Origin of the sequence: Burkholderia sp. RF2-non_BP3 (assembly GCF_001522185.1) — a bacterium.
Taxonomy (GTDB): Bacteria; Pseudomonadota; Gammaproteobacteria; order Burkholderiales; family Burkholderiaceae; genus Burkholderia; species Burkholderia diffusa.
Genome location: NZ_LOSU01000057.1, coordinates 166383 through 183565, shown reverse-complemented (window position 1 = coordinate 183565; position 17183 = coordinate 166383). Strand labels below are relative to the sequence as shown.

Here is a 17183-nt window from a genome sequence, read left to right as displayed (position 1 = left end):
GGGAAATCAGCATAATCGCGGGCCGGCCCGGCAGCGCGGCGGCCCGTCGCATCGGGCATTCGGGGGAAGGCCGGAAACCGGGGCGTCGGCGCGGTACAATAGCGCCTTTGAACGTCGGCCCGCCGCGCCCCACGCGCCGGCCGTCCCTATTTTCCCGCGCCGCCGTGCCCTGTCCGGCCGCGCCGCCTTACCCGTCCGAAGGATTCCATGAGTCTCAAATGCGGCATCGTCGGCTTGCCCAACGTCGGCAAGTCCACCCTGTTCAATGCGCTGACCAAGGCCGGCATCGCCGCCGAGAACTACCCGTTCTGCACGATCGAACCGAACGTCGGCATCGTCGAGGTGCCGGACACGCGCCTGAAGGCGCTCGCCGAGATCATCAACCCCGAGCGCATCGTGCCGGCCGTCGTCGAATTCGTCGACATCGCGGGCCTCGTCGCGGGCGCGAGCAAGGGTGAAGGCCTCGGCAACCAGTTCCTCGCGAACATCCGCGAAACCGATGCGATCACGCACGTCGTGCGTTGCTTCGAGGACGACAACGTCATCCACGTCGCCGGCAAGGTCAGCCCGATCGACGACATCGAAGTGATCAACACCGAACTCGCGCTCGCCGACCTCGGCACCGTCGAGAAGGCGCTCACGCGCTACTCGAAGGCCGCGAAGTCGGGCAACGACAAGGAAGCGGTGAAGCTCGCCGCGGTGCTCGAAAAGGTTCGCGCGCATCTCGACCAGGGCAAGGCCGTGCGCGGCCTCGACCTGTCGGACGACGAGCAGGCGCTGCTCAAGCCGTTCTGCCTGATCACCGCGAAGCCGGCCATGTACGTCGCGAACGTGAAGGACGACGGCTTCGAGAACAACCCGCACCTCGAAGCGGTGCGCAAGTACGCTGAAAGCGAGAATTCGCCGGTGGTCGCGGTGTGCGCGGCGATCGAAGCGGAAATCGCCGATCTCGACGATGCGGACAAGGAAGCGTTCCTCGCCGACATGGGCATGGAAGAGCCGGGCCTCGACCGCGTGATCCGCGCGGGCTTCAAGCTGCTCGGCCTGCAGACCTACTTCACCGCGGGCGTGAAGGAAGTGCGCGCGTGGACGATCCACATCGGCGATACCGCGCCGCAAGCGGCCGGCGTGATCCACACCGACTTCGAGCGCGGCTTCATTCGCGCGCAGACGATCGCATTCGACGATTTCGTCGCGTACAAGGGCGAACAGGGCGCGAAGGAAGCCGGCAAGATGCGCGCGGAAGGGAAGGAATACGTCGTGCACGACGGCGATGTGATGAACTTCCTGTTCAACGTCTGATACGTGCAATGCCGATGCCGTGCGATACGCGCGGCATCGCGCGATGCGCATCCGGCACGAAAAGCAAATGGGCCGATCGGCAAATGCCAATCGGCCCATTTTTCATCCACGGACTTGCCCGTCGGCCAAAGACGAGCACCCTGCCCGCCTTCGGATCGTCACGTCATCACGTCGCCGACACCCGCCGCCCCGAACCTGCGCGCGCATCGCGACCGCGCTTGTTCAACCACGAAGCAAACAGCACGAGCAGCGCGAGCACGGCCGTCGCACCGACTTCCATCCGGTGTTCCTCGCTGACGAACATCACGGTCAGCGTGCCGCAGATGAACAGGATCACCGCCCACGTGAGCCACGGGAACAGCCACATCCGCAGCGTCAGGTCGGCGCCGCCCGATTCGAGCGTCTTGCGCATCCGCAGCTGCGAGATCGCGATCACGAGATACACGAGCAGCGCGATCGCGCCCGACGTCGCCAGCAGGAAGCCGAATACCTGCTCCGGCATCAGGTAGTTCGCGATCACGGTCAGGAAACCGAATGCGGTCGATGCGAGCACGGCCGCACGCGGCGTGCCGGTCGAATCGGTGCTGTGCAGGAACGCAGGCGCGTCCTTGCGCTTGGACAGCGAGAACAGCATCCGCGACGCGGTGTACAGCGCGGAATTCAGGCAGCTCGCGACCGACACGAGCACGATCACGTCGATGATCGCCTTCGCGTTCGGAACGCCGATCAGCTCCATCGCGCGCTGATACGAGCCGTGCTTCGGCAGCAGCGGATCGTTCCACGGCACGATGGCCGCGACGACGAGGATCGAGCCGAGATAGAACAGCGTGATACGCCAGATGACGGAGTTCGTCGCACGCACGATCTGGCGTTGCGGGTTGTCCGACTCGGCGGCCGCGATCGTCACGATCTCGGTGCCGAGGAACGAGAACATCGTCGTCAGCATCGCCGCGAGCACCGCGCCGGCGCCGTTCGGCATGAAGCCCTGGTGCGCGAAGAGGTTCGACACGCCCGATACGGCCGGCGCGGGCACGATACCGACGATCGCCGCGCCGCCGATGCACAGGAACACGACGATCGCGACGACCTTGATCAGCGCGAACCAGAATTCGAATTCGCCGTAGTTCTTGACCGAAAAGAGGTTGGTGATCGTCAGCAGCAACGTGATGCCGAGCGCGAAGATCCAGGTCGCGACGCCGGGGAACCACGCATTGAGAATGGTCGCGGCGGCCGTCGCCTCGATCGGGATCACGAGCACCCAGAACCACCAGTACAGCCAGCCGATGGTGAAGCCGGCCCAGTGACCGATCGCGCGATCGGCATAGGTCGAGAATGAACCGCTGTCCGGATGCGCGACGGCCATCTCGCCGAGCATGCGCATCACCAGCACGACCAGGACGCCCGCGATCGCATACGCGAGGATCGAAGCCGGGCCGGCTTCCGCGATCGCGTGGCCGGAGCCGACGAACAAGCCGGCGCCGATGACGCCGGCAATCGACATCATCGTCACGTGACGCTGCTTCAGACCCGTGCCGAGGCCTGTGTTGCTTCCACTCATGTGTCTCTCTCCAAAAAACGGTTCCGATATGACCGGGTGTCGCGTGAAGGCGGCGCGGGATTTGTCGTTGTTGAATCCGGCAGCCCGCCGCGCATGCGCGGCACGCGGGCAGGGAGCCGGATCGAGCCTGTTCCGGTCGGTGCGCGACGCCGTCTGCGAAGCTGCGGGTGCGATGCGGCACACGGGGCGCCGGCGCATCGCATGCGCCCTTTCCGTCGGCTGTCGGTCAGCCGCCTTCGAAGCGAAGGAGTGTAAGCATCAAACGGTTCTTGACTAAGAACCAATTGAAGAATTTCGATGGGACCACTTGTTGCATCGACGCGAACCGATGCAACGCTTGGTCCGGTTCGGCGTCCGCTTGCGCGGCGCCGGATGGGGAAATGTGCGGTGAGACACGCCCGCGCGACTTTGCAACGAACGCATTCCGTCAACGACGGCTTGCGCGCCGCGCAGGCGCTGCGCCGGATGCTCAGGTCGCGCCGCCCGGCCCTGCATCCCGCCATTTGGCCGGCACGATCGCGTGCCATTCTCGCAGGAGCAGGTTTTTCACGGCGTCGGGATGCGCGGCCGACAGGCGCACCAGCACGATCGGCCAGCCCGCATAGTGGTCGGTTACGTAATACACGTCGGGTTCCGATTCGATCAGCCACGCGCGCTCGTCGGGGCCGACGCCCTTCACGACGAGCGTGTCGCCGTCCTCGCGCAGGCGCGCGAGCATCTTGCCCTTCACCCTGAGTGCGGGCGTGCCGTACGACGTGCCTTCCTCGACGCCCCGCCATGCCAGCGCGATCCGCCGAACTTCATCGAATGTCACGATGCGCCTCCGCCCGTTGGTGATCGACGTCCCGGACAACGTAGCGGAAATCGTGGCAGGCGCCTAGCCAAGCGGCGTCCGGCCTCGCGCCCGGCGACGCGCGTCTAGCGGCCGGCCGCGTGCGCCGCCACCGGCGCGCGACCGGTGGCCGCAACGATCGCGAACGCAATCGCATTCGCGGCCGCGCTGGCGAGGATCGGCACGAGATAGCCGCCGCCCGCGTCGTAGATGAAACCGGCGGCGGCAGGCCCGATCAGCGTACCGAACGCGACGCTCGTGTACAGCATGCCGATGATCGCGCTCACGTTGCGGCCGCCGAAGTAGTCCATCACGACGGCCGGCAGCACGGCGACCCAGCCGCCGTAGAACACGCCGAACACGAGTGCGAACGCGGCCAGCGTCGCGACGCTCCCGGCACCGGCCCACGCAACGAGCGCGGCCGCCATGCCTGCGAACATCGCGAGCAGCGACGCGCGGCGGCCGAAGCGGTCGGCGACGCCGCCGAGGAAGAAGCGCCCTGCCGTGCTGCCGACACCGATCGCGCCGAGCAGCAGCACGGCCGTCGACGGCGTGACGCCATGATCGAGCGCGTACGGCACGAGATGCACGAACGGCACGAACACGCCGAACGAGCAGACGAGGCATGCCGCATACAGGCTCGCGAACGGCCGCGACGTGACGGCTTCGCGCACGGTCGCGCCGGCGGGCGCGGATGAAGCGGCACCGGGCCGCCCGTCGCCCGATTGCGCACGCGCCGCATCGCCGTCGGGCAGCAATCCGCGCCCACGCGGATCGTTCTCGATCAGCAGCGACATGCCCGCGCCCACCACCACCGCGATCGCCGCGAGGGTGACGTACGCGCCGCGCCAGCCGACGTGCGCGATCAGCGCGGATGCGAGCGGCGGCATCACGAGCGTGCCGACGCCGATCCCCGCGACCGCGAGCCCCGACGCGAAGCCGCGCCGCCGCACGAACCAGCGTTGCACGGCGCCGACGGCCGGCACGTACGCGCAGCCGACGCCGAGGCCGACACCGAGCCCGTACGCGACATAGACCTGCAGCAGCGTATGCGCGGCACCGGCCGCCGCGAGACCGGCGGCCGTCAGCAACATGCCGGCGACGGCGAGCCGCCGGGAGCCGAAGCGATCGGCAAGCGGGCCGCTGACGATGCCGAAGCCGAAATACAGGAAGCCGGCCAGCGAGAACACGAGCGAGATCTGCCCGCGCGATGCCGCGAAATCACGCTGCAGCGATTCGACGAACGCGCTGAACGTGTATGCACTGCCGAAGCCGACGAACGTGACGGCGAACGCCGCCGCCACCACATACCAGCCGTAGAAGACGCGCGATGCGCGCAGGCCGCTCATGACGATCCTCCTCTCAGGTTCCGCCGGATGCCGCACGGCGCCCGGATTGCCTCATGGATATAGTTGAACTATGTTGATCGCATCGACAGCGCAAAACCCGCTCACGACGATACGATCCAATGCAACAACGGTACTCGTGCATGCTCGTCGCCTCAAACGATATTTCGTCGGTCTTTCGATTTAGAAAAACTCAATGATCCGTTCCCGCCTGCCACCGCTCAACGCGTTGCGTGCGTTCGAGGCGGCCGCCCGCCACCTGTCGGTGAAATCGGCGGCCGAGGAGTTGTCGGTCACGCCGGGTGCGGTGAGCCAGATGATCCGCACGCTCGAGGCGCACCTCGGCGTACAGCTGTTCGAGCGCGTGAATCGCGGCATCCTGCTGACCGCAGCGGGCCGCGACTACTTGCCGCCCGTGCGCAACGCGTTCCGGCAGATCGCCGACGCGTCGCAGCGCGTGTCGGGTGCCGCCGACAGCAGCGTGCTGACGGTGAGCGTCACACCCTTTTTTGCGTCCGCGTGGCTCGTGCCGCGCCTCGCGCAGTTCCGCGACGCGTGCCCGGGCGTCGACCTGCAGATCGTCACGAGCCACGCGCTCGCCGATTTCGCGCGCGACGGCGTCGACGTCGCGATCCGTCACGGTCTCGGCCGCTACATCGGCCTCTGCAGCGAACGGCTGCTGACCGTGGAGATCGTCGCGCTCGCGGCACCGGCACTCGTCGCGCGGCTGGGCATGCCGGCGACACCCGCCGACCTGGCCGGATGGCCGCATCTGCACGACGCCGAGCGCAAGGGCTGGCACATCTGGTTCGACGCGCAGCGAATCGCCGATTTCGGCCCGCCGCGCGGCCCCGCGTTCGACGATTCCGGCCTGTTGCTGCAGGCGATTCTCGCCGGCCAGGGCGCCGGCCTGCTGCCGGCGGCGATGGTGCGCAACGAGCTCGCGAGCGGCCGGCTCGTGCAGCTTGCCGACGCCGCGTGGCTCGACGATTTCGCGTACTACCTCGTCTATCCGCCGCATCATGCGGAACGCGCAAAAGTCGCCGCGTTCCGCCGATGGATACTCGAAGCCGCACTGGCCGACGGAGCGGCGTCGATGACCGGCGCGGCGTAGCGTCGCTGCCCCGCAGGGCGGCGACGACGATCTTCGGCCGATCGGCTAACATGCGGCCCGCAACCGACAACGACATCCGGAGAGCGACCATGCCTGCCCTGCTTCGCCGCATGACGCGCATCGCGACCCTGTCGGCCGCGCTGTTCGTCGCGTGCGCCGCCCTGCCGCCCGCGGCGCATGCGTATCGCGCGTCGCCCGGCTACGCCAACGAGGCCGACCTCGACCGGCACGACACGTACCGCAATCGCGACGGCGACACCGTCCATGCGCCGGCCCACTCGAAATCGGGCCGCGTGCCCGAGGGCGCGAGCGCGCGCTGCCGCGACGGCACGTACAGCTTCAGCCGCCATCGGCGCGGCACCTGCTCGGGGCACGGCGGCGTCGCCGCGTGGCTGTGAACGCGGGTCGGCCGGATGGCCTGCACGGTGCCAGCGGCAGCCGGCGGCGAAGTACAATACGCGCTCGCGCCGCCAACCCGCGGCGACACCGCCGCGCCCCGCGCGGCACGCTCCGTACCGAATCACCCGACGCCACGCACGCCCGCGCGCTGCGCGGCAGTCTCAACCCTTTCTGACTTTCACACCCAAATGGCCCAATACGTTTTCACGATGAACCGGGTCGGCAAGATCGTGCCGCCCAAGCGCCAGATCCTGAAGGACATCTCGCTGTCGTTCTTTCCCGGCGCGAAGATCGGCGTGCTCGGCCTGAACGGCTCGGGCAAGTCGACGCTGATCCGCATCATGGCGGGCGTCGACAACGAAATCGAAGGCGAAGCGACGCCGATGCCGAACCTGAACATCGGCTACCTGCCGCAAGAACCGCAGCTCGACCCGACGAAAACCGTGCGCGAAGCCGTCGAGGAAGGCCTCGGCGACCTGTTTCAGGCGAACAAGAAGCTCGAGGAAATCTACGCCGCATACGCGGAACCGGACGCCGACTTCGACGCACTCGCGGCCGAGCAGGCGAAGTACGAAGCGATCCTCGCGTCGAGCGACGGCGGCAGCCCCGAGCAGCAGCTCGAAGTGGCCGCCGACGCGCTGCGCCTTCCGGCGTGGGACGCGAAGATCGAGCACCTGTCGGGCGGCGAAAAGCGCCGCGTCGCGCTGTGCAAGCTGCTGCTCGAGAAGCCCGACATGTTGCTGCTCGACGAACCGACCAACCACCTCGACGCCGAATCGGTCGACTGGCTCGAGCAGTTCCTGGTGCGTTTCCCGGGCACGGTCGTCGCCGTCACCCACGATCGCTACTTCCTCGACAACGCCGCCGAGTGGATTCTCGAACTCGATCGCGGCCACGGCATTCCGTGGAAGGGCAACTACAGCAGCTGGCTCGACCAGAAGGAAGAGCGCCTGAAGCAGGAAGAAGCGTCTGAATCGGCGCGCCAGAAGGCGATCAAGAAGGAGCTGGAGTGGGTGCGCCAGAACCCGAAGGGCCGCCAGGCGAAGTCGAAGGCGCGTATCGCGCGCTTCGAGGAGCTGAACAGCCAGGAATACCAGAAGCGCAACGAAACGCAGGAAATCTTCATTCCGGTCGGCGACCGCCTCGGCAATGAAGTGATCGAGTTCAAGAACGTCAGCAAGTCGTTCGGCGACCGTCTGCTGATCGACAACCTGAACTTCAAGATTCCGGCCGGCGCGATCGTCGGCATCATCGGCCCGAACGGCGCCGGCAAGTCGACGCTGTTCAAGATGCTGACCGGCAAGGAACAACCGGATTCGGGCGAAGTCGTGATGGGCCCGACCGTGAAGCTCGCGTACGTCGACCAGAGCCGCGACGCGCTCGACGGCTCGAAGACGGTGTTCGAGGAAATCTCGGGCGGCGCCGACGTGCTGACGGTCGGCAAGTACGAAACGCCGTCGCGGGCATACATCGGCCGCTTCAACTTCAAGGGCGGCGACCAGCAGAAGATCGTCGGCAACCTGTCCGGCGGCGAACGCGGCCGCCTGCACCTCGCGAAGACGCTGATCTCCGGCGGCAACGTGCTGCTGCTCGACGAACCGTCGAACGACCTCGACGTCGAAACGCTGCGCGCGCTGGAAGACGCGCTGCTCGAATTCGCGGGCTCGGTGATGGTGATCTCGCACGATCGCTGGTTCCTCGACCGGATCGCGACGCACATCCTCGCGTTCGAAGGCGATTCGCAGGTCACGTTCTTCGACGGCAACTACCAGGAATACGAAGCCGACAAGCGTGCGCGCCTCGGCGAGGAAGCCGCGAAGCCGAAGCGTCTGCGCTACAAGCCGATCAGCCGCTGAACGGCGCGGCCCGTGCACCCGACAGCGCGGCAACGCGGAGCCGGATGCGGAAAGCGGCCGCTGCCGGCTCGGCAAAACAAGAAAGCGGGCTCATGGCCCGCTTTTTTTATCTGTCTGACGTCGTCTGCCGGGAGACTACGCGAGCGCGCCCAGCTCGCGCAAACGCGCCTCGGTCGCGGCCGCGCTCGTGTGATGAATGCCGTGCCAGCCGAGCGCCGTCGCGGCCGCCGCGTTCTTCGCGTTGTCGTCGATGAACACGAGTTCGTGCGGCGCGATGCCCGGCAGGAACGGATCGATCCGCGCATGCATTTCGCGGTAGATCGCCGGATCGGGTTTCACGAGCTTCACGCGGCCCGACACGACGATGTCCTTGAAGCGCCGCAGCACCGGGAAGTTGTCCCACGCATACGGAAACGTCTGCGCGGACCAGTTGGTCAGCCCGAAGAGCGGCATGCCCTGCGCATCGAGCCGGTCGACCAGCGCGGCGCCTTCGTCGAGCACGCCGCCGATCATCTCGTGCCAGCGCGCGTAGAACGCGCGGATCAGCGCCTCGTGCGCTGGAAACTTCGCGACGAGCTCGCTCGTCCCTTCGTCGATCGTCTGCCCGCCGTCCTGGCGGATCACCCAGTCCATCGCGCACACGTGCGTGAGGAACCAGTGGCGCTCGGCTTCGTCCGGAATCAGTTGCCGGTACAGATACTCGGGGCTCCAGTCGATCAGCACGCCGCCGAAATCGAACACCACCGCCTTGATCGTCATGCGAACTCCGTGGCGAGCACGTCGGCAAGCGGACGCGGCGTCACCGAATTGCCCGACAGCGTATTGTTTTCCCACACGAAGTGGTGATGCGCGACGATCTGCGCGGCCGACAGGTGCGTGCGCTCGTTCGTCGTGTGCAGGTCGGACACGACGGTCGTCCGGTAGCCGAGCAGTGCCGCGCGGCGCGCGGCCGAATCGACGCAGAACTCGGTCGCATAACCGCAGATCAGCACCGAGCGGATGCCGTGGCCGTCGAGCTGCGCGGCGAGCGGCGTGTCGTGGAACGAATCGCTCATCTGCTTGCGGATGCGCCAATCGGCACGCCCGACGATCAGTTCCTCATGCAGCGCCCAGCCTGGCGTGCCGGGCACGATATCGTCGTCCGCGTCGCCGTCGTGCTGCACGAAGCACACGGGCGCGTTCGCCGCGCGCGCCGCCGCCGTCAGCCGGTTGATGCCCGACACGACATCGTCGAGCCGGTACGCGGGCCGCGCCCGCTGCACCAGTCCGCGCTGCATGTCGATCACGATCACTGCGGTGTCTGCCATCGGTTGCCCTCTCGATCATGGTCCGGCCGTCGCGCGGCCGTTGTCGCTCGTTGCGCGTCGCGTCAGATCGGCTGCGTGCGCGCGTCGAGCCACGCCTTCGCGTCGCCGCTCACGTGCCGGCCGACGCGCTCGCGCACGGTCGCGTGATACGTGTTCAGCCACGCGCGCTCTTCTTCATGCAGCATCTCGACCAGCACGCAGCGCGTGTCGATCGGACACAGCGTCAGCGTCTCGAACGCGAGGAAGTCGCCGAACTCAGTCTGCCCGCCCGCGCGGTTCACGACCAGGTTCTCGATCCGGATGCCCCATTTGCCGGGCCGGTACACGCCCGGCTCGATCGACGTGATCATCCCCTCTTCCATCGCGGTGTACGGCTCGGCCGGCGCGTAGTGCGAGATGACCTGCGGGCCTTCGTGCACGTTCAGGAAGTAGCCGACGCCGTGGCCGGTGCCGTGGCCGTAGTCGAGCCCGGCCGCCCACATCGGCGCGCGCGCGATCGCGTCGAGCATCGGCGAGCGAATGCCGCGCGGGAAACGTGCACGCGACAGCGCCATCATCGACTTCAGCACGATCGTGAAATCGCGGCGCTGCAGGTCGCTGACCGTGCCGACCGGCACGACGCGCGTGATGTCGGTCGTGCCGGTCGTGTACTGGCCGCCCGAATCGACGAGCAGCAGGCCGTCGCCGGCGATCGTCGCGTGCGACTCGGGCGTCGCGCGATAGTGCGGCATCGCACCGTTCGCGTTGAAGCCGGCGATCGTCGCGAAGCTCGGCGACACGTAGCCGGGGCGCCGCGCGCGCGCGGCCGTGAGCTGCTCGTCGATCGTCAGCTCGGTGATCTTCTCGCGGTTCACCGCCTGCTCGAACCACGCGAAGAATTCGGCGAGCGCGGCGCCGTCGTGCTCCATCGTCACGCGCACGTGCTCGATCTCGGCGGACGTCTTGCGCGACTTCGCGAACGTCGACGGGTTCACGGCCTCGACCAGCTTCACGCCGGCCGGCACGGCCTCGAGCGTGCCGAACGTCACGCGGCGCGGGTCGATCAGCAGCGTCGCGCCGTCGGGCAGCGCCGCGAGCGCCGCGCGCGCGGCGTCATACGCGCGGACCTCGACGCCGTCCCGCGCGAGCGACGCGGCCAGCGCCGGCGACACCTTGCCGTCGGCGACGAACAGCGTCGCGCGGTCGGCGCCGATCATCGCGTGCGCGACGAACACGGGGTTGAAGTTGACGTCGGCGCCACGCAGGTTGAACAGCCACGCGAGATCGTCGAGCGTCGACACGAAATGCCATTGCGCGCCCTGCGCGTGCATCGCGCGGCGCACTTCGGCGAGCTTGCTTGCGCGCGTCGTGTCGGCCTGCGGCGCCACGTGCTCGAACACCGCGTCGTCCGGCAGCCCCGGGCGCTCAGGCCAGATCGCGTCGAGCAGGTCGAGATCGGTGCGCAGCGCGATGCCGCGCGCGCTCAGCGCGGCCGTCAGCGCGCGTGCCGCCGCGACGCCGAGCACGGCACCGTCGACGCCGACCGTCGCACCGGCCGGCACGTTCTGCGCGAGCCAGTCGACATGCGGCGCGCTTTGCTGCCCGCCCGTCATCTTCATCAGCTGGACGCCCGTGCCGGCGAGTTCCGCCTCGGCCTGCACCCAGTAACGGCTGTCGACCCACAAGCCCGCGAAATCCGCGGTCACGACCAGCGTGCCGACCGAGCCCGTGAAACCGGACAGCCAGCGGCGCGCCTGCCAGCGTTCGGGCAGGTACTCGGACAGGTGAGGATCGGCGGACGGCACGAGATAGGCGGCCAGGTCCTCGCGGACCATCGCGCCGCGCAGCAGCGCGAGGCGAGCCGGCACCGACGAGACTTCGGGGAGACGGGCATTCATGATTTCACCTGAGAGCTTTCAGCGACGGGCAGACACCGCGACCGTCACGGCTACGGCGAGGAACGCGACACCGGTGCAGACCGGCCATTCGAGCGTTTCGCCATCGTAAAACAGTCCAGAGAGATTGCCGGCCATGCGCGCGGCGGCGGCGCCTGCGATGCCGACGAGCACCGCGATCCACCATGCCGGCCGGCCCGTGCGCCGCATCGGATGCAGCCACCGGCCGAACAGCCCGACGGCCGCTCCCAGGACAAGGATTCCAAACCAGTTCATTCGACGCCTTCTATAAATTCAGATTCGTCCCATAGGCGTGAACGTTGCCAGCGACTAGCATCGATTCATCCATGAACCCGAGACCAGCCGGGCGCCGCGAACATTCGAGTGTAGGGGCCGACCCGACGTTATGGCAAGCGCGCACCGGCAGCCGTATTGAAGAAATCCTCATGCGAATCGCCCTGATCGATCCGGAGGCACGTCATGCTGCGCTCCTGAACCGCCTGCTCTTCGCCGGCGGTCACGTGTGCCACGCGTTTCCGTCCAGCGCCGCGTTCTTCGAGTGGCTCGCCACCGATACCTGCGACATGCTGATCACCGGCAACTGGGCCGGCGATCAGCCGGCCGAGGAAGTCATTCCGCGTGCGCAAGCGATCCTGCCCGGCCTGCCGGCCATCGCCGTGATGCAACTGCCGCGCGAAAGCGAAGTCGTGTCATGCCTGCACGCGGGCGCCGACGACTGCCTCGTGCGCCCGGTGAGCGGGCCCGAACTGCTCGCACGGGTGAACGCGCTGAGCCGGCGCGCCGGCGTCCGGCGGCCGCCGAATCGGTCGCGCGAAATGTATGGCGAATACGCCTTCGATGCGACCCACGGCCTCGTGCGCTTCGGCGACGTGGTCGTCGCGCTCACGCCGAAGGAGTTCCGCTTCGCGCAACTGCTGTTCGCGAACCTGTCCCGGCCCGTGTCGCGCGCCCATGTCCTCGAAACCGTGTGGGCCCGCCGCCGCGACATGAAGTCGCGCACGCTCGACACGCACGCGTCCCGGCTGCGCAGCAAGCTGCAGCTGCTTCCGGAGCATGGCTACCGGCTTCTGCCGCTCTACGGCTACGGCTATCAGCTCGACCGCGTGCCGATCGAGCCCCCAAATTCGAGGCCACGCCACGCTGATGCCCGGTATGCCGCGAGTGAGGAAATCACCGAAACGCTATAATATGCGGCTAAACGATAGCCCTCGATATGCAACTCCTCACGATCGGAATCAACCACCACACTGCGCCTGTCGCCCTGCGCGAACGCGTGGCGTTTCCGCTCGAGCAAATCAAGCCGGCTCTCGTCACGTTCAAGAACGTGTTCCTCGGCCCCCAGGCGCCCAATGCGCCCGAAGCGGCGATCCTCTCCACCTGCAACCGCACCGAACTCTATTGCGCCACCGATGATCGGGCCGCACGCGAGGGGGCGATTCGCTGGCTGTCCGAGTACCACCGGATTCCGGTCGACGAGCTCGCGCCGCACGTCTACGCGCTGCCGCAGTCGGAAGCAGTCCGGCACGCATTCCGCGTCGCGTCGGGCCTCGACTCGATGGTGCTCGGTGAAACGCAGATTCTGGGCCAGATGAAGGACGCGGTGCGCACCGCGACGGAAGCCGGCGCGCTCGGCACCTACCTGAACCAGCTGTTCCAGCGCACGTTCGCCGTCGCGAAGGAAGTGCGCGGCACGACCGAGATCGGCGCGCAGTCGGTGTCGATGGCCGCCGCCGCCGTCCGCCTCGCGCAGCGCATCTTCGAAAAGGTTTCGGATCAGCGTGTGCTGTTCATCGGCGCCGGCGAGATGATCGAGCTGTGCGCGACGCACTTCGCCGCGCAGAGCCCGCGCGAGCTCGTCGTCGCGAACCGCACGGCCGAACGCGGCCAGCGGCTCGCCGAACGCTTCAACGGCCGCGCGATGCCGCTGTCGGATTTGCCCGCCCGCATGCACGAATTCGACATCATCGTGTCGTGCACCGCGTCGACGCTGCCGATCATCGGCCTCGGCGCGGTCGAACGCGCGGTGAAGGCACGCCGCCATCGGCCGATCTTCATGGTCGACCTCGCGGTACCGCGCGACATCGAGCCGGAAGTCGGCAAGCTGAAGGACGTGTTCCTCTACACCGTCGACGATCTCGGCGCGATCGTGCGCGAAGGCAACGCATCGCGCCAGGCCGCGGTTGCGCAAGCCGAGACGATCATCGAGACGCGTGTGCAGAACTTCATGCAGTGGCTCGACACGCGTAGCGTCGTGCCGGTGATTCGTCACATGCATACGCAGGCCGACGCGCTGCGCCGCGCGGAAGTCGAGAAGGCGCAAAAGCTGCTCGCGCGCGGCGACGATCCGGCGGCAGTCCTCGAAGCGCTGTCGCAGGCGCTCACCAACAAGCTGATCCACGGCCCGACGAGTGCGCTCAACCGCGTGAACGGCGCCGACCGCGATTCGCTGATCGACCTGATGCGCGGCTTCTACCAGCACGCGCCGCGCTCGAACGACCAGTCCGGCCACTAGCGCCGGCCGGTTGCCCTGCCGCCGGCCGCGAGCCGGCCTATCCTTTTCGAATACCCTTGCCCGGGAGCGCCGCTCCACACCATGAAGACGAGCATGCAACGCAAGCTCGACCAGCTGTCTATCCGGCTGGCCGAACTGAACGACCTGCTGAGCCGCGAAAACGTCACGGCCGACCTCGACCAGTACCGCAAGCTGACGCGCGAACACGCGGAACTCGGCCCGGTCGTCGAGCAGTACGCGCTGTGGCGCCAGTCGCGCAGCGACGAGACGGCCGCGCAGGAACTGCTCGCCGATGCGTCGATGCGCGATTTTGCCGAAGAGGAAATTCGCAGCGCGCGCGAACGCATGGTTCGCCTCGAAGGCGAATTGCAGAAGATGCTGCTGCCCAAGGACCCGAACGACGACCGCAACATCTTCCTCGAAATCCGCGCCGGCACCGGCGGCGACGAATCGGCGCTGTTCGCGGGTGACCTGCTGCGCATGTACCTGCGCTTCGCGGAACGTCAGCGCTGGCAGGTCGAGATGATGTCGGAGAGCCCGTCGGACCTCGGCGGCTACAAGGAAGTGATCGTGCGGATCGCGGGCCAGGGCGCGTACTCGCGCCTGAAGTTCGAATCGGGCGGCCATCGTGTGCAACGCGTGCCGGCAACCGAGACGCAGGGGCGCATCCACACGTCCGCCTGCACGGTCGCGGTGATGCCGGAAGCCGACGAGATCGGCGAGGTCGAGATCAATCCGGCCGACCTGCGGATCGACACGTTCCGCGCGTCGGGCGCGGGCGGCCAGCACATCAACAAGACCGATTCGGCGGTGCGCGTCACGCACATCCCGACCGGGATCGTCGTCGAGTGCCAGGACGACCGTTCCCAGCACAAGAACAAGGATCGCGCGCTGAAAGTGCTCGCCGCGCGCATCAAGGACAAGCAGTATCACGAGCAGCACGCGAAGGAAGCGGCGACGCGCAAGAGCCTGATCGGCTCCGGCGACCGCTCGGAACGGATCCGCACGTACAACTTCCCGCAGGGCCGGATGACCGACCACCGGATCAACCTGACGCTGTACCGGCTCGAGGCGCTGATGGACGGCGATCTCGACGAACTGATCGGCGCGCTCGTCACCGAACACCAGGCCGAACTGCTCGCGTCGCTCGGCGACACCGACTGAGGCCGCGATGCCCGACACCACCGCCGACGAACTGCTGCGCGCGTCGCCGCTCGACCCGGTCGATGCGCGCGTGCTGCTCGCATACGCGCTCGGCTGGACCCGCACGCAGTTGATCACGCGCGGCGACGCCCCGCTCGAGCCGGCCGCGATCGCGCGCTACCACGCGCTCGAAGCGCGCCGCGCGGCCGGCGAACCGGTCGCGCAGCTCGTCGGGATGCGCGAATTCTTCGGCCGTCCGTTCGACGTGACGCCCGATGTGCTGATCCCGCGCCCGGAAACCGAACTGCTCGTCGAAGCCGCGCTCGACGCGATCGACGGACGGCCGCATCCGGCGGTGCTCGATCTGGGCACCGGCAGCGGCGCGATCGCCGTGTCGATCGCCGCCGAACGGCCCGATGCGCGCGTGTGGGCGCTCGACCGTTCGCCGGCCGCGCTCGAAGTCGCGCAACGCAACGCGAGCAAGCTGCTCGACGCGCGACGCCCCGGCGGCCCGCTGCACTGGCTGCAGAGCGACTGGTACGCCGCGCTCGATCCGCTGCTCGCGTTCGACACGATCGTCAGCAACCCGCCGTACATCGCGCAGCACGATCCACACCTCGCGCAGGGCGACCTGCGGTTCGAGCCGCGCGGCGCGCTCACCGACGATGCCGACGGTCTCAGCGCGATCCGCACGATCGTTGCAGGCGCCGGCGCCTATCTGAAGCCCGGCGGCACGCTATGGATCGAGCACGGCTACGACCAGGCCGAAGCCGTGCGCGCATTGCTCCTGTCACGCGGCTTCATCGCGGTCGAATCGCTCGCCGATCTGGCCGCGATCGAACGCACGACGGGCGGCCGCCGGCCCGGCTGATGGCCGGCCCGCCCGGTTGAAATCCGCTATCATTTCGTTCTAACGCCCCGCAAACGCAAGGTCAGTCATGGACACCCAACAACGTATCAAGCAAATCGTCGACGAAAACCAGGTCGTGCTCTTCATGAAGGGCAACGCGCAATTCCCGATGTGCGGCTTCTCGGGCCGCGCCGTGCAGGTGCTGAAGGCCTGCGGCGTCGACCAGTTCAAGACGGTCAACGTGCTGGAAGACGACGAAATCCGCCAGGGCATCAAGGAATTCTCGAACTGGCCGACCATTCCCCAGCTGTACGTGAAGGGCGAATTCATCGGCGGCTCGGACATCATGATGGAGATGTACCAGTCCGGCGAACTGCAGCAACTGTTCGCCGCCGCGTAACGCCCCCTTCCCGATGGCATCTCCCAGCGCGCCGCCACGCCGGCTGATCGTCGCGATCACCGGCGCCACCGGCGCGGTCTATGGCGTGCGGCTGCTCGAACTGCTGCGCGCCGCCGGCGGCGTCGAAACGCATCTGCTGGTTTCGAACGCCGGCTGGCTCAATATCCAGCATGAACTGAAGCTGTCGAAGGCCGCGGTCGAAAGCCGGGCGGATGTCGTGCATTCGGTGCGCGATGTCGGCGCGACGATCGCATCCGGTTCGTTCGCGACCGACGGGATGGTGATCGCGCCCTGCTCGATGAAGACGCTCGCGAGCGTCGCGCACGGCCTGTCGGACAACCTGATCACGCGCGCGGCCGACGTCACGCTGAAGGAACGCCGCCGCCTCGTGCTGATGGTGCGCGAAACGCCATTCAACCTCGCGCATTTGCGCAACATGACCGCCGTGACCGAAATGGGCGGCATCGTGTTTCCCCCGCTGCCCGCGTTCTACGCGATGCCGAAGACGATCGAGGAACTTGTCGACCAGACCGTCACCCGCGTCCTGGATCTGTTCGCACTCAGTGCACCGATGACGACACCGTGGGCTGGCATCCGGCCAGCAGGGTAAGCCGCTCGACACGGCGCTTCGGCGCCGTTCTTCATGCATCTTCGCCGATTCAGCCGCCT

The 17183-nt window shown here is 67.5% G+C and carries 17 protein-coding genes; 10 read left to right on the top strand and 7 right to left on the bottom strand.

The genetic code is table 11. The annotated features are described in order from the left end of the window. The first annotated feature begins 207 nt into the window (after positions 1–207). Positions 208–1302 carry a redox-regulated ATPase YchF gene (ychF, locus tag WS45_RS27605; RefSeq protein WP_059532716.1) on the top strand — a complete coding sequence of 365 codons (1095 nt, stop codon included), beginning with the start codon at positions 208–210 and terminating at the stop codon, positions 1300–1302. Positions 1303–1468: 166 nt separating this feature from the next. On the opposite strand, the gene gabP is transcribed toward ychF, so the two are convergent. The 3 genes from gabP to WS45_RS27590 form a co-directional block, all read right to left on the bottom strand. Beyond that, positions 1469–2860, bottom strand: coding sequence for a GABA permease (gene gabP, locus WS45_RS27600; protein WP_059702627.1), 1392 nt, complete (start codon positions 2858–2860; stop codon positions 1469–1471). A 469-nt stretch (positions 2861–3329) separates the two neighbouring features. Then, positions 3330–3674 (bottom strand): MmcQ/YjbR family DNA-binding protein, encoded by a 345-nt coding sequence (locus WS45_RS27595; protein WP_059692325.1) that lies wholly within the window; start codon positions 3672–3674, stop codon positions 3330–3332. Positions 3675–3778: 104 nt separating this feature from the next. Then, on the bottom strand, positions 3779–5041 hold the full coding sequence (locus WS45_RS27590; RefSeq protein WP_059702625.1) for an MFS transporter: 1263 nt from the start codon (positions 5039–5041) through the stop codon (positions 3779–3781). Positions 5042–5234: 193 nt separating this feature from the next. Here WS45_RS27590 and gcvA point away from each other — a divergent pair, with 193 nt between their 5' ends. The 3 genes from gcvA (at position 5235) to ettA (ending at position 8407) form a co-directional block, all read left to right on the top strand. Next, positions 5235–6152: a transcriptional regulator GcvA gene (gene gcvA / locus WS45_RS27585; protein WP_059702624.1), complete on the top strand. Its 918-nt coding sequence runs from the start codon at positions 5235–5237 to the stop codon at positions 6150–6152. A gap of 89 nt (positions 6153–6241) precedes the next feature. Continuing rightward, positions 6242–6550 carry a DUF3761 domain-containing protein gene (locus WS45_RS27580; RefSeq protein ID WP_059532727.1) on the top strand — a complete coding sequence of 103 codons (309 nt, stop codon included), beginning with the start codon at positions 6242–6244 and terminating at the stop codon, positions 6548–6550. Positions 6551–6739: 189 nt separating this feature from the next. Further along, positions 6740–8407 (top strand): energy-dependent translational throttle protein EttA, encoded by a 1668-nt coding sequence (ettA, locus tag WS45_RS27575; RefSeq protein WP_059532730.1) that lies wholly within the window; start codon positions 6740–6742, stop codon positions 8405–8407. Between the two features lie 135 nt (positions 8408–8542). On the opposite strand, the gene WS45_RS27570 is transcribed toward ettA, so the two are convergent. The 4 genes from WS45_RS27570 to WS45_RS27555 all read right to left on the bottom strand — a co-directional run bounded on the left by WS45_RS27570 (position 8543) and on the right by WS45_RS27555 (position 11864). Next, positions 8543–9166: an HAD family hydrolase gene (locus WS45_RS27570; protein ID WP_059702623.1), complete on the bottom strand. Its 624-nt coding sequence runs from the start codon at positions 9164–9166 to the stop codon at positions 8543–8545. Next, positions 9163–9714, bottom strand: a complete 552-nt coding sequence (locus WS45_RS27565; protein ID WP_059532735.1) for a cysteine hydrolase family protein — start codon at positions 9712–9714, stop codon at positions 9163–9165. Before WS45_RS27565 ends, WS45_RS27570 begins: the two co-directional genes overlap by 4 nt. Before the next feature lie 62 nt (positions 9715–9776). Next, positions 9777–11591, bottom strand: a complete 1815-nt coding sequence (locus WS45_RS27560; RefSeq protein ID WP_059702622.1) for an aminopeptidase P family protein — start codon at positions 11589–11591, stop codon at positions 9777–9779. 18 nt (positions 11592–11609) lie between these two features. Continuing rightward, on the bottom strand, positions 11610–11864 hold the full coding sequence (locus WS45_RS27555) for a hypothetical protein (protein WP_059449757.1): 255 nt from the start codon (positions 11862–11864) through the stop codon (positions 11610–11612). Between the two features lie 170 nt (positions 11865–12034). On the opposite strand from WS45_RS27555, the gene WS45_RS27550 reads away from it, so the two are divergent. From WS45_RS27550 to WS45_RS27525, 6 genes are all read left to right on the top strand, one after another. Next, on the top strand, positions 12035–12796 hold the full coding sequence (locus WS45_RS27550; protein ID WP_059702621.1) for a response regulator transcription factor: 762 nt from the start codon (positions 12035–12037) through the stop codon (positions 12794–12796). A 26-nt stretch (positions 12797–12822) separates the two neighbouring features. Beyond that, complete coding sequence (gene hemA / locus WS45_RS27545; protein ID WP_059465273.1) at positions 12823–14121, top strand: glutamyl-tRNA reductase; 1299 nt, start codon at positions 12823–12825, stop codon at positions 14119–14121. An 81-nt stretch (positions 14122–14202) separates the two neighbouring features. After that, positions 14203–15285 carry a peptide chain release factor 1 gene (gene prfA, locus WS45_RS27540; protein ID WP_059532743.1) on the top strand — a complete coding sequence of 361 codons (1083 nt, stop codon included), beginning with the start codon at positions 14203–14205 and terminating at the stop codon, positions 15283–15285. Between the two features lie 7 nt (positions 15286–15292). Then, on the top strand, positions 15293–16135 hold the full coding sequence (gene prmC / locus WS45_RS27535; protein ID WP_059702620.1) for a peptide chain release factor N(5)-glutamine methyltransferase: 843 nt from the start codon (positions 15293–15295) through the stop codon (positions 16133–16135). A gap of 67 nt (positions 16136–16202) precedes the next feature. After that, on the top strand, positions 16203–16514 hold the full coding sequence (grxD, locus tag WS45_RS27530; RefSeq protein WP_011883132.1) for a Grx4 family monothiol glutaredoxin: 312 nt from the start codon (positions 16203–16205) through the stop codon (positions 16512–16514). Positions 16515–16527: 13 nt separating this feature from the next. Further along, on the top strand, positions 16528–17124 hold the full coding sequence (locus tag WS45_RS27525; protein ID WP_059702619.1) for a UbiX family flavin prenyltransferase: 597 nt from the start codon (positions 16528–16530) through the stop codon (positions 17122–17124). Positions 17125–17183: the final 59 nt, after the last annotated feature.

What these genes read in the sequence shown, in the direction of transcription:
- ychF (WP_059532716.1), top strand. Translation starts at nt 208, where the DNA reads ATGAGTCTCAAATGCGGCATCGTCGGCTTGCCCAACGTCGGCAAGTCC.
- gabP (WP_059702627.1), bottom strand. Translation starts at nt 2,860, where the DNA reads ATGAGTGGAAGCAACACAGGCCTCGGCACGGGTCTGAAGCAGCGTCAC.
- WS45_RS27590 (WP_059702625.1), bottom strand. Translation starts at nt 5,041, where the DNA reads ATGAGCGGCCTGCGCGCATCGCGCGTCTTCTACGGCTGGTATGTGGTG.
- gcvA (WP_059702624.1), top strand. Translation starts at nt 5,235, where the DNA reads ATGATCCGTTCCCGCCTGCCACCGCTCAACGCGTTGCGTGCGTTCGAG.
- WS45_RS27580 (WP_059532727.1), top strand. Translation starts at nt 6,242, where the DNA reads ATGCCTGCCCTGCTTCGCCGCATGACGCGCATCGCGACCCTGTCGGCC.
- ettA (WP_059532730.1), top strand. Translation starts at nt 6,740, where the DNA reads ATGGCCCAATACGTTTTCACGATGAACCGGGTCGGCAAGATCGTGCCG.
- WS45_RS27570 (WP_059702623.1), bottom strand. Translation starts at nt 9,166, where the DNA reads ATGACGATCAAGGCGGTGGTGTTCGATTTCGGCGGCGTGCTGATCGAC.
- WS45_RS27565 (WP_059532735.1), bottom strand. Translation starts at nt 9,714, where the DNA reads ATGGCAGACACCGCAGTGATCGTGATCGACATGCAGCGCGGACTGGTG.
- WS45_RS27560 (WP_059702622.1), bottom strand. Translation starts at nt 11,591, where the DNA reads ATGAATGCCCGTCTCCCCGAAGTCTCGTCGGTGCCGGCTCGCCTCGCG.
- WS45_RS27555 (WP_059449757.1), bottom strand. Translation starts at nt 11,864, where the DNA reads ATGAACTGGTTTGGAATCCTTGTCCTGGGAGCGGCCGTCGGGCTGTTC.
- WS45_RS27550 (WP_059702621.1), top strand. Translation starts at nt 12,035, where the DNA reads ATGCGAATCGCCCTGATCGATCCGGAGGCACGTCATGCTGCGCTCCTG.
- hemA (WP_059465273.1), top strand. Translation starts at nt 12,823, where the DNA reads ATGCAACTCCTCACGATCGGAATCAACCACCACACTGCGCCTGTCGCC.
- prfA (WP_059532743.1), top strand. Translation starts at nt 14,203, where the DNA reads ATGAAGACGAGCATGCAACGCAAGCTCGACCAGCTGTCTATCCGGCTG.
- prmC (WP_059702620.1), top strand. Translation starts at nt 15,293, where the DNA reads ATGCCCGACACCACCGCCGACGAACTGCTGCGCGCGTCGCCGCTCGAC.
- grxD (WP_011883132.1), top strand. Translation starts at nt 16,203, where the DNA reads ATGGACACCCAACAACGTATCAAGCAAATCGTCGACGAAAACCAGGTC.
- WS45_RS27525 (WP_059702619.1), top strand. Translation starts at nt 16,528, where the DNA reads ATGGCATCTCCCAGCGCGCCGCCACGCCGGCTGATCGTCGCGATCACC.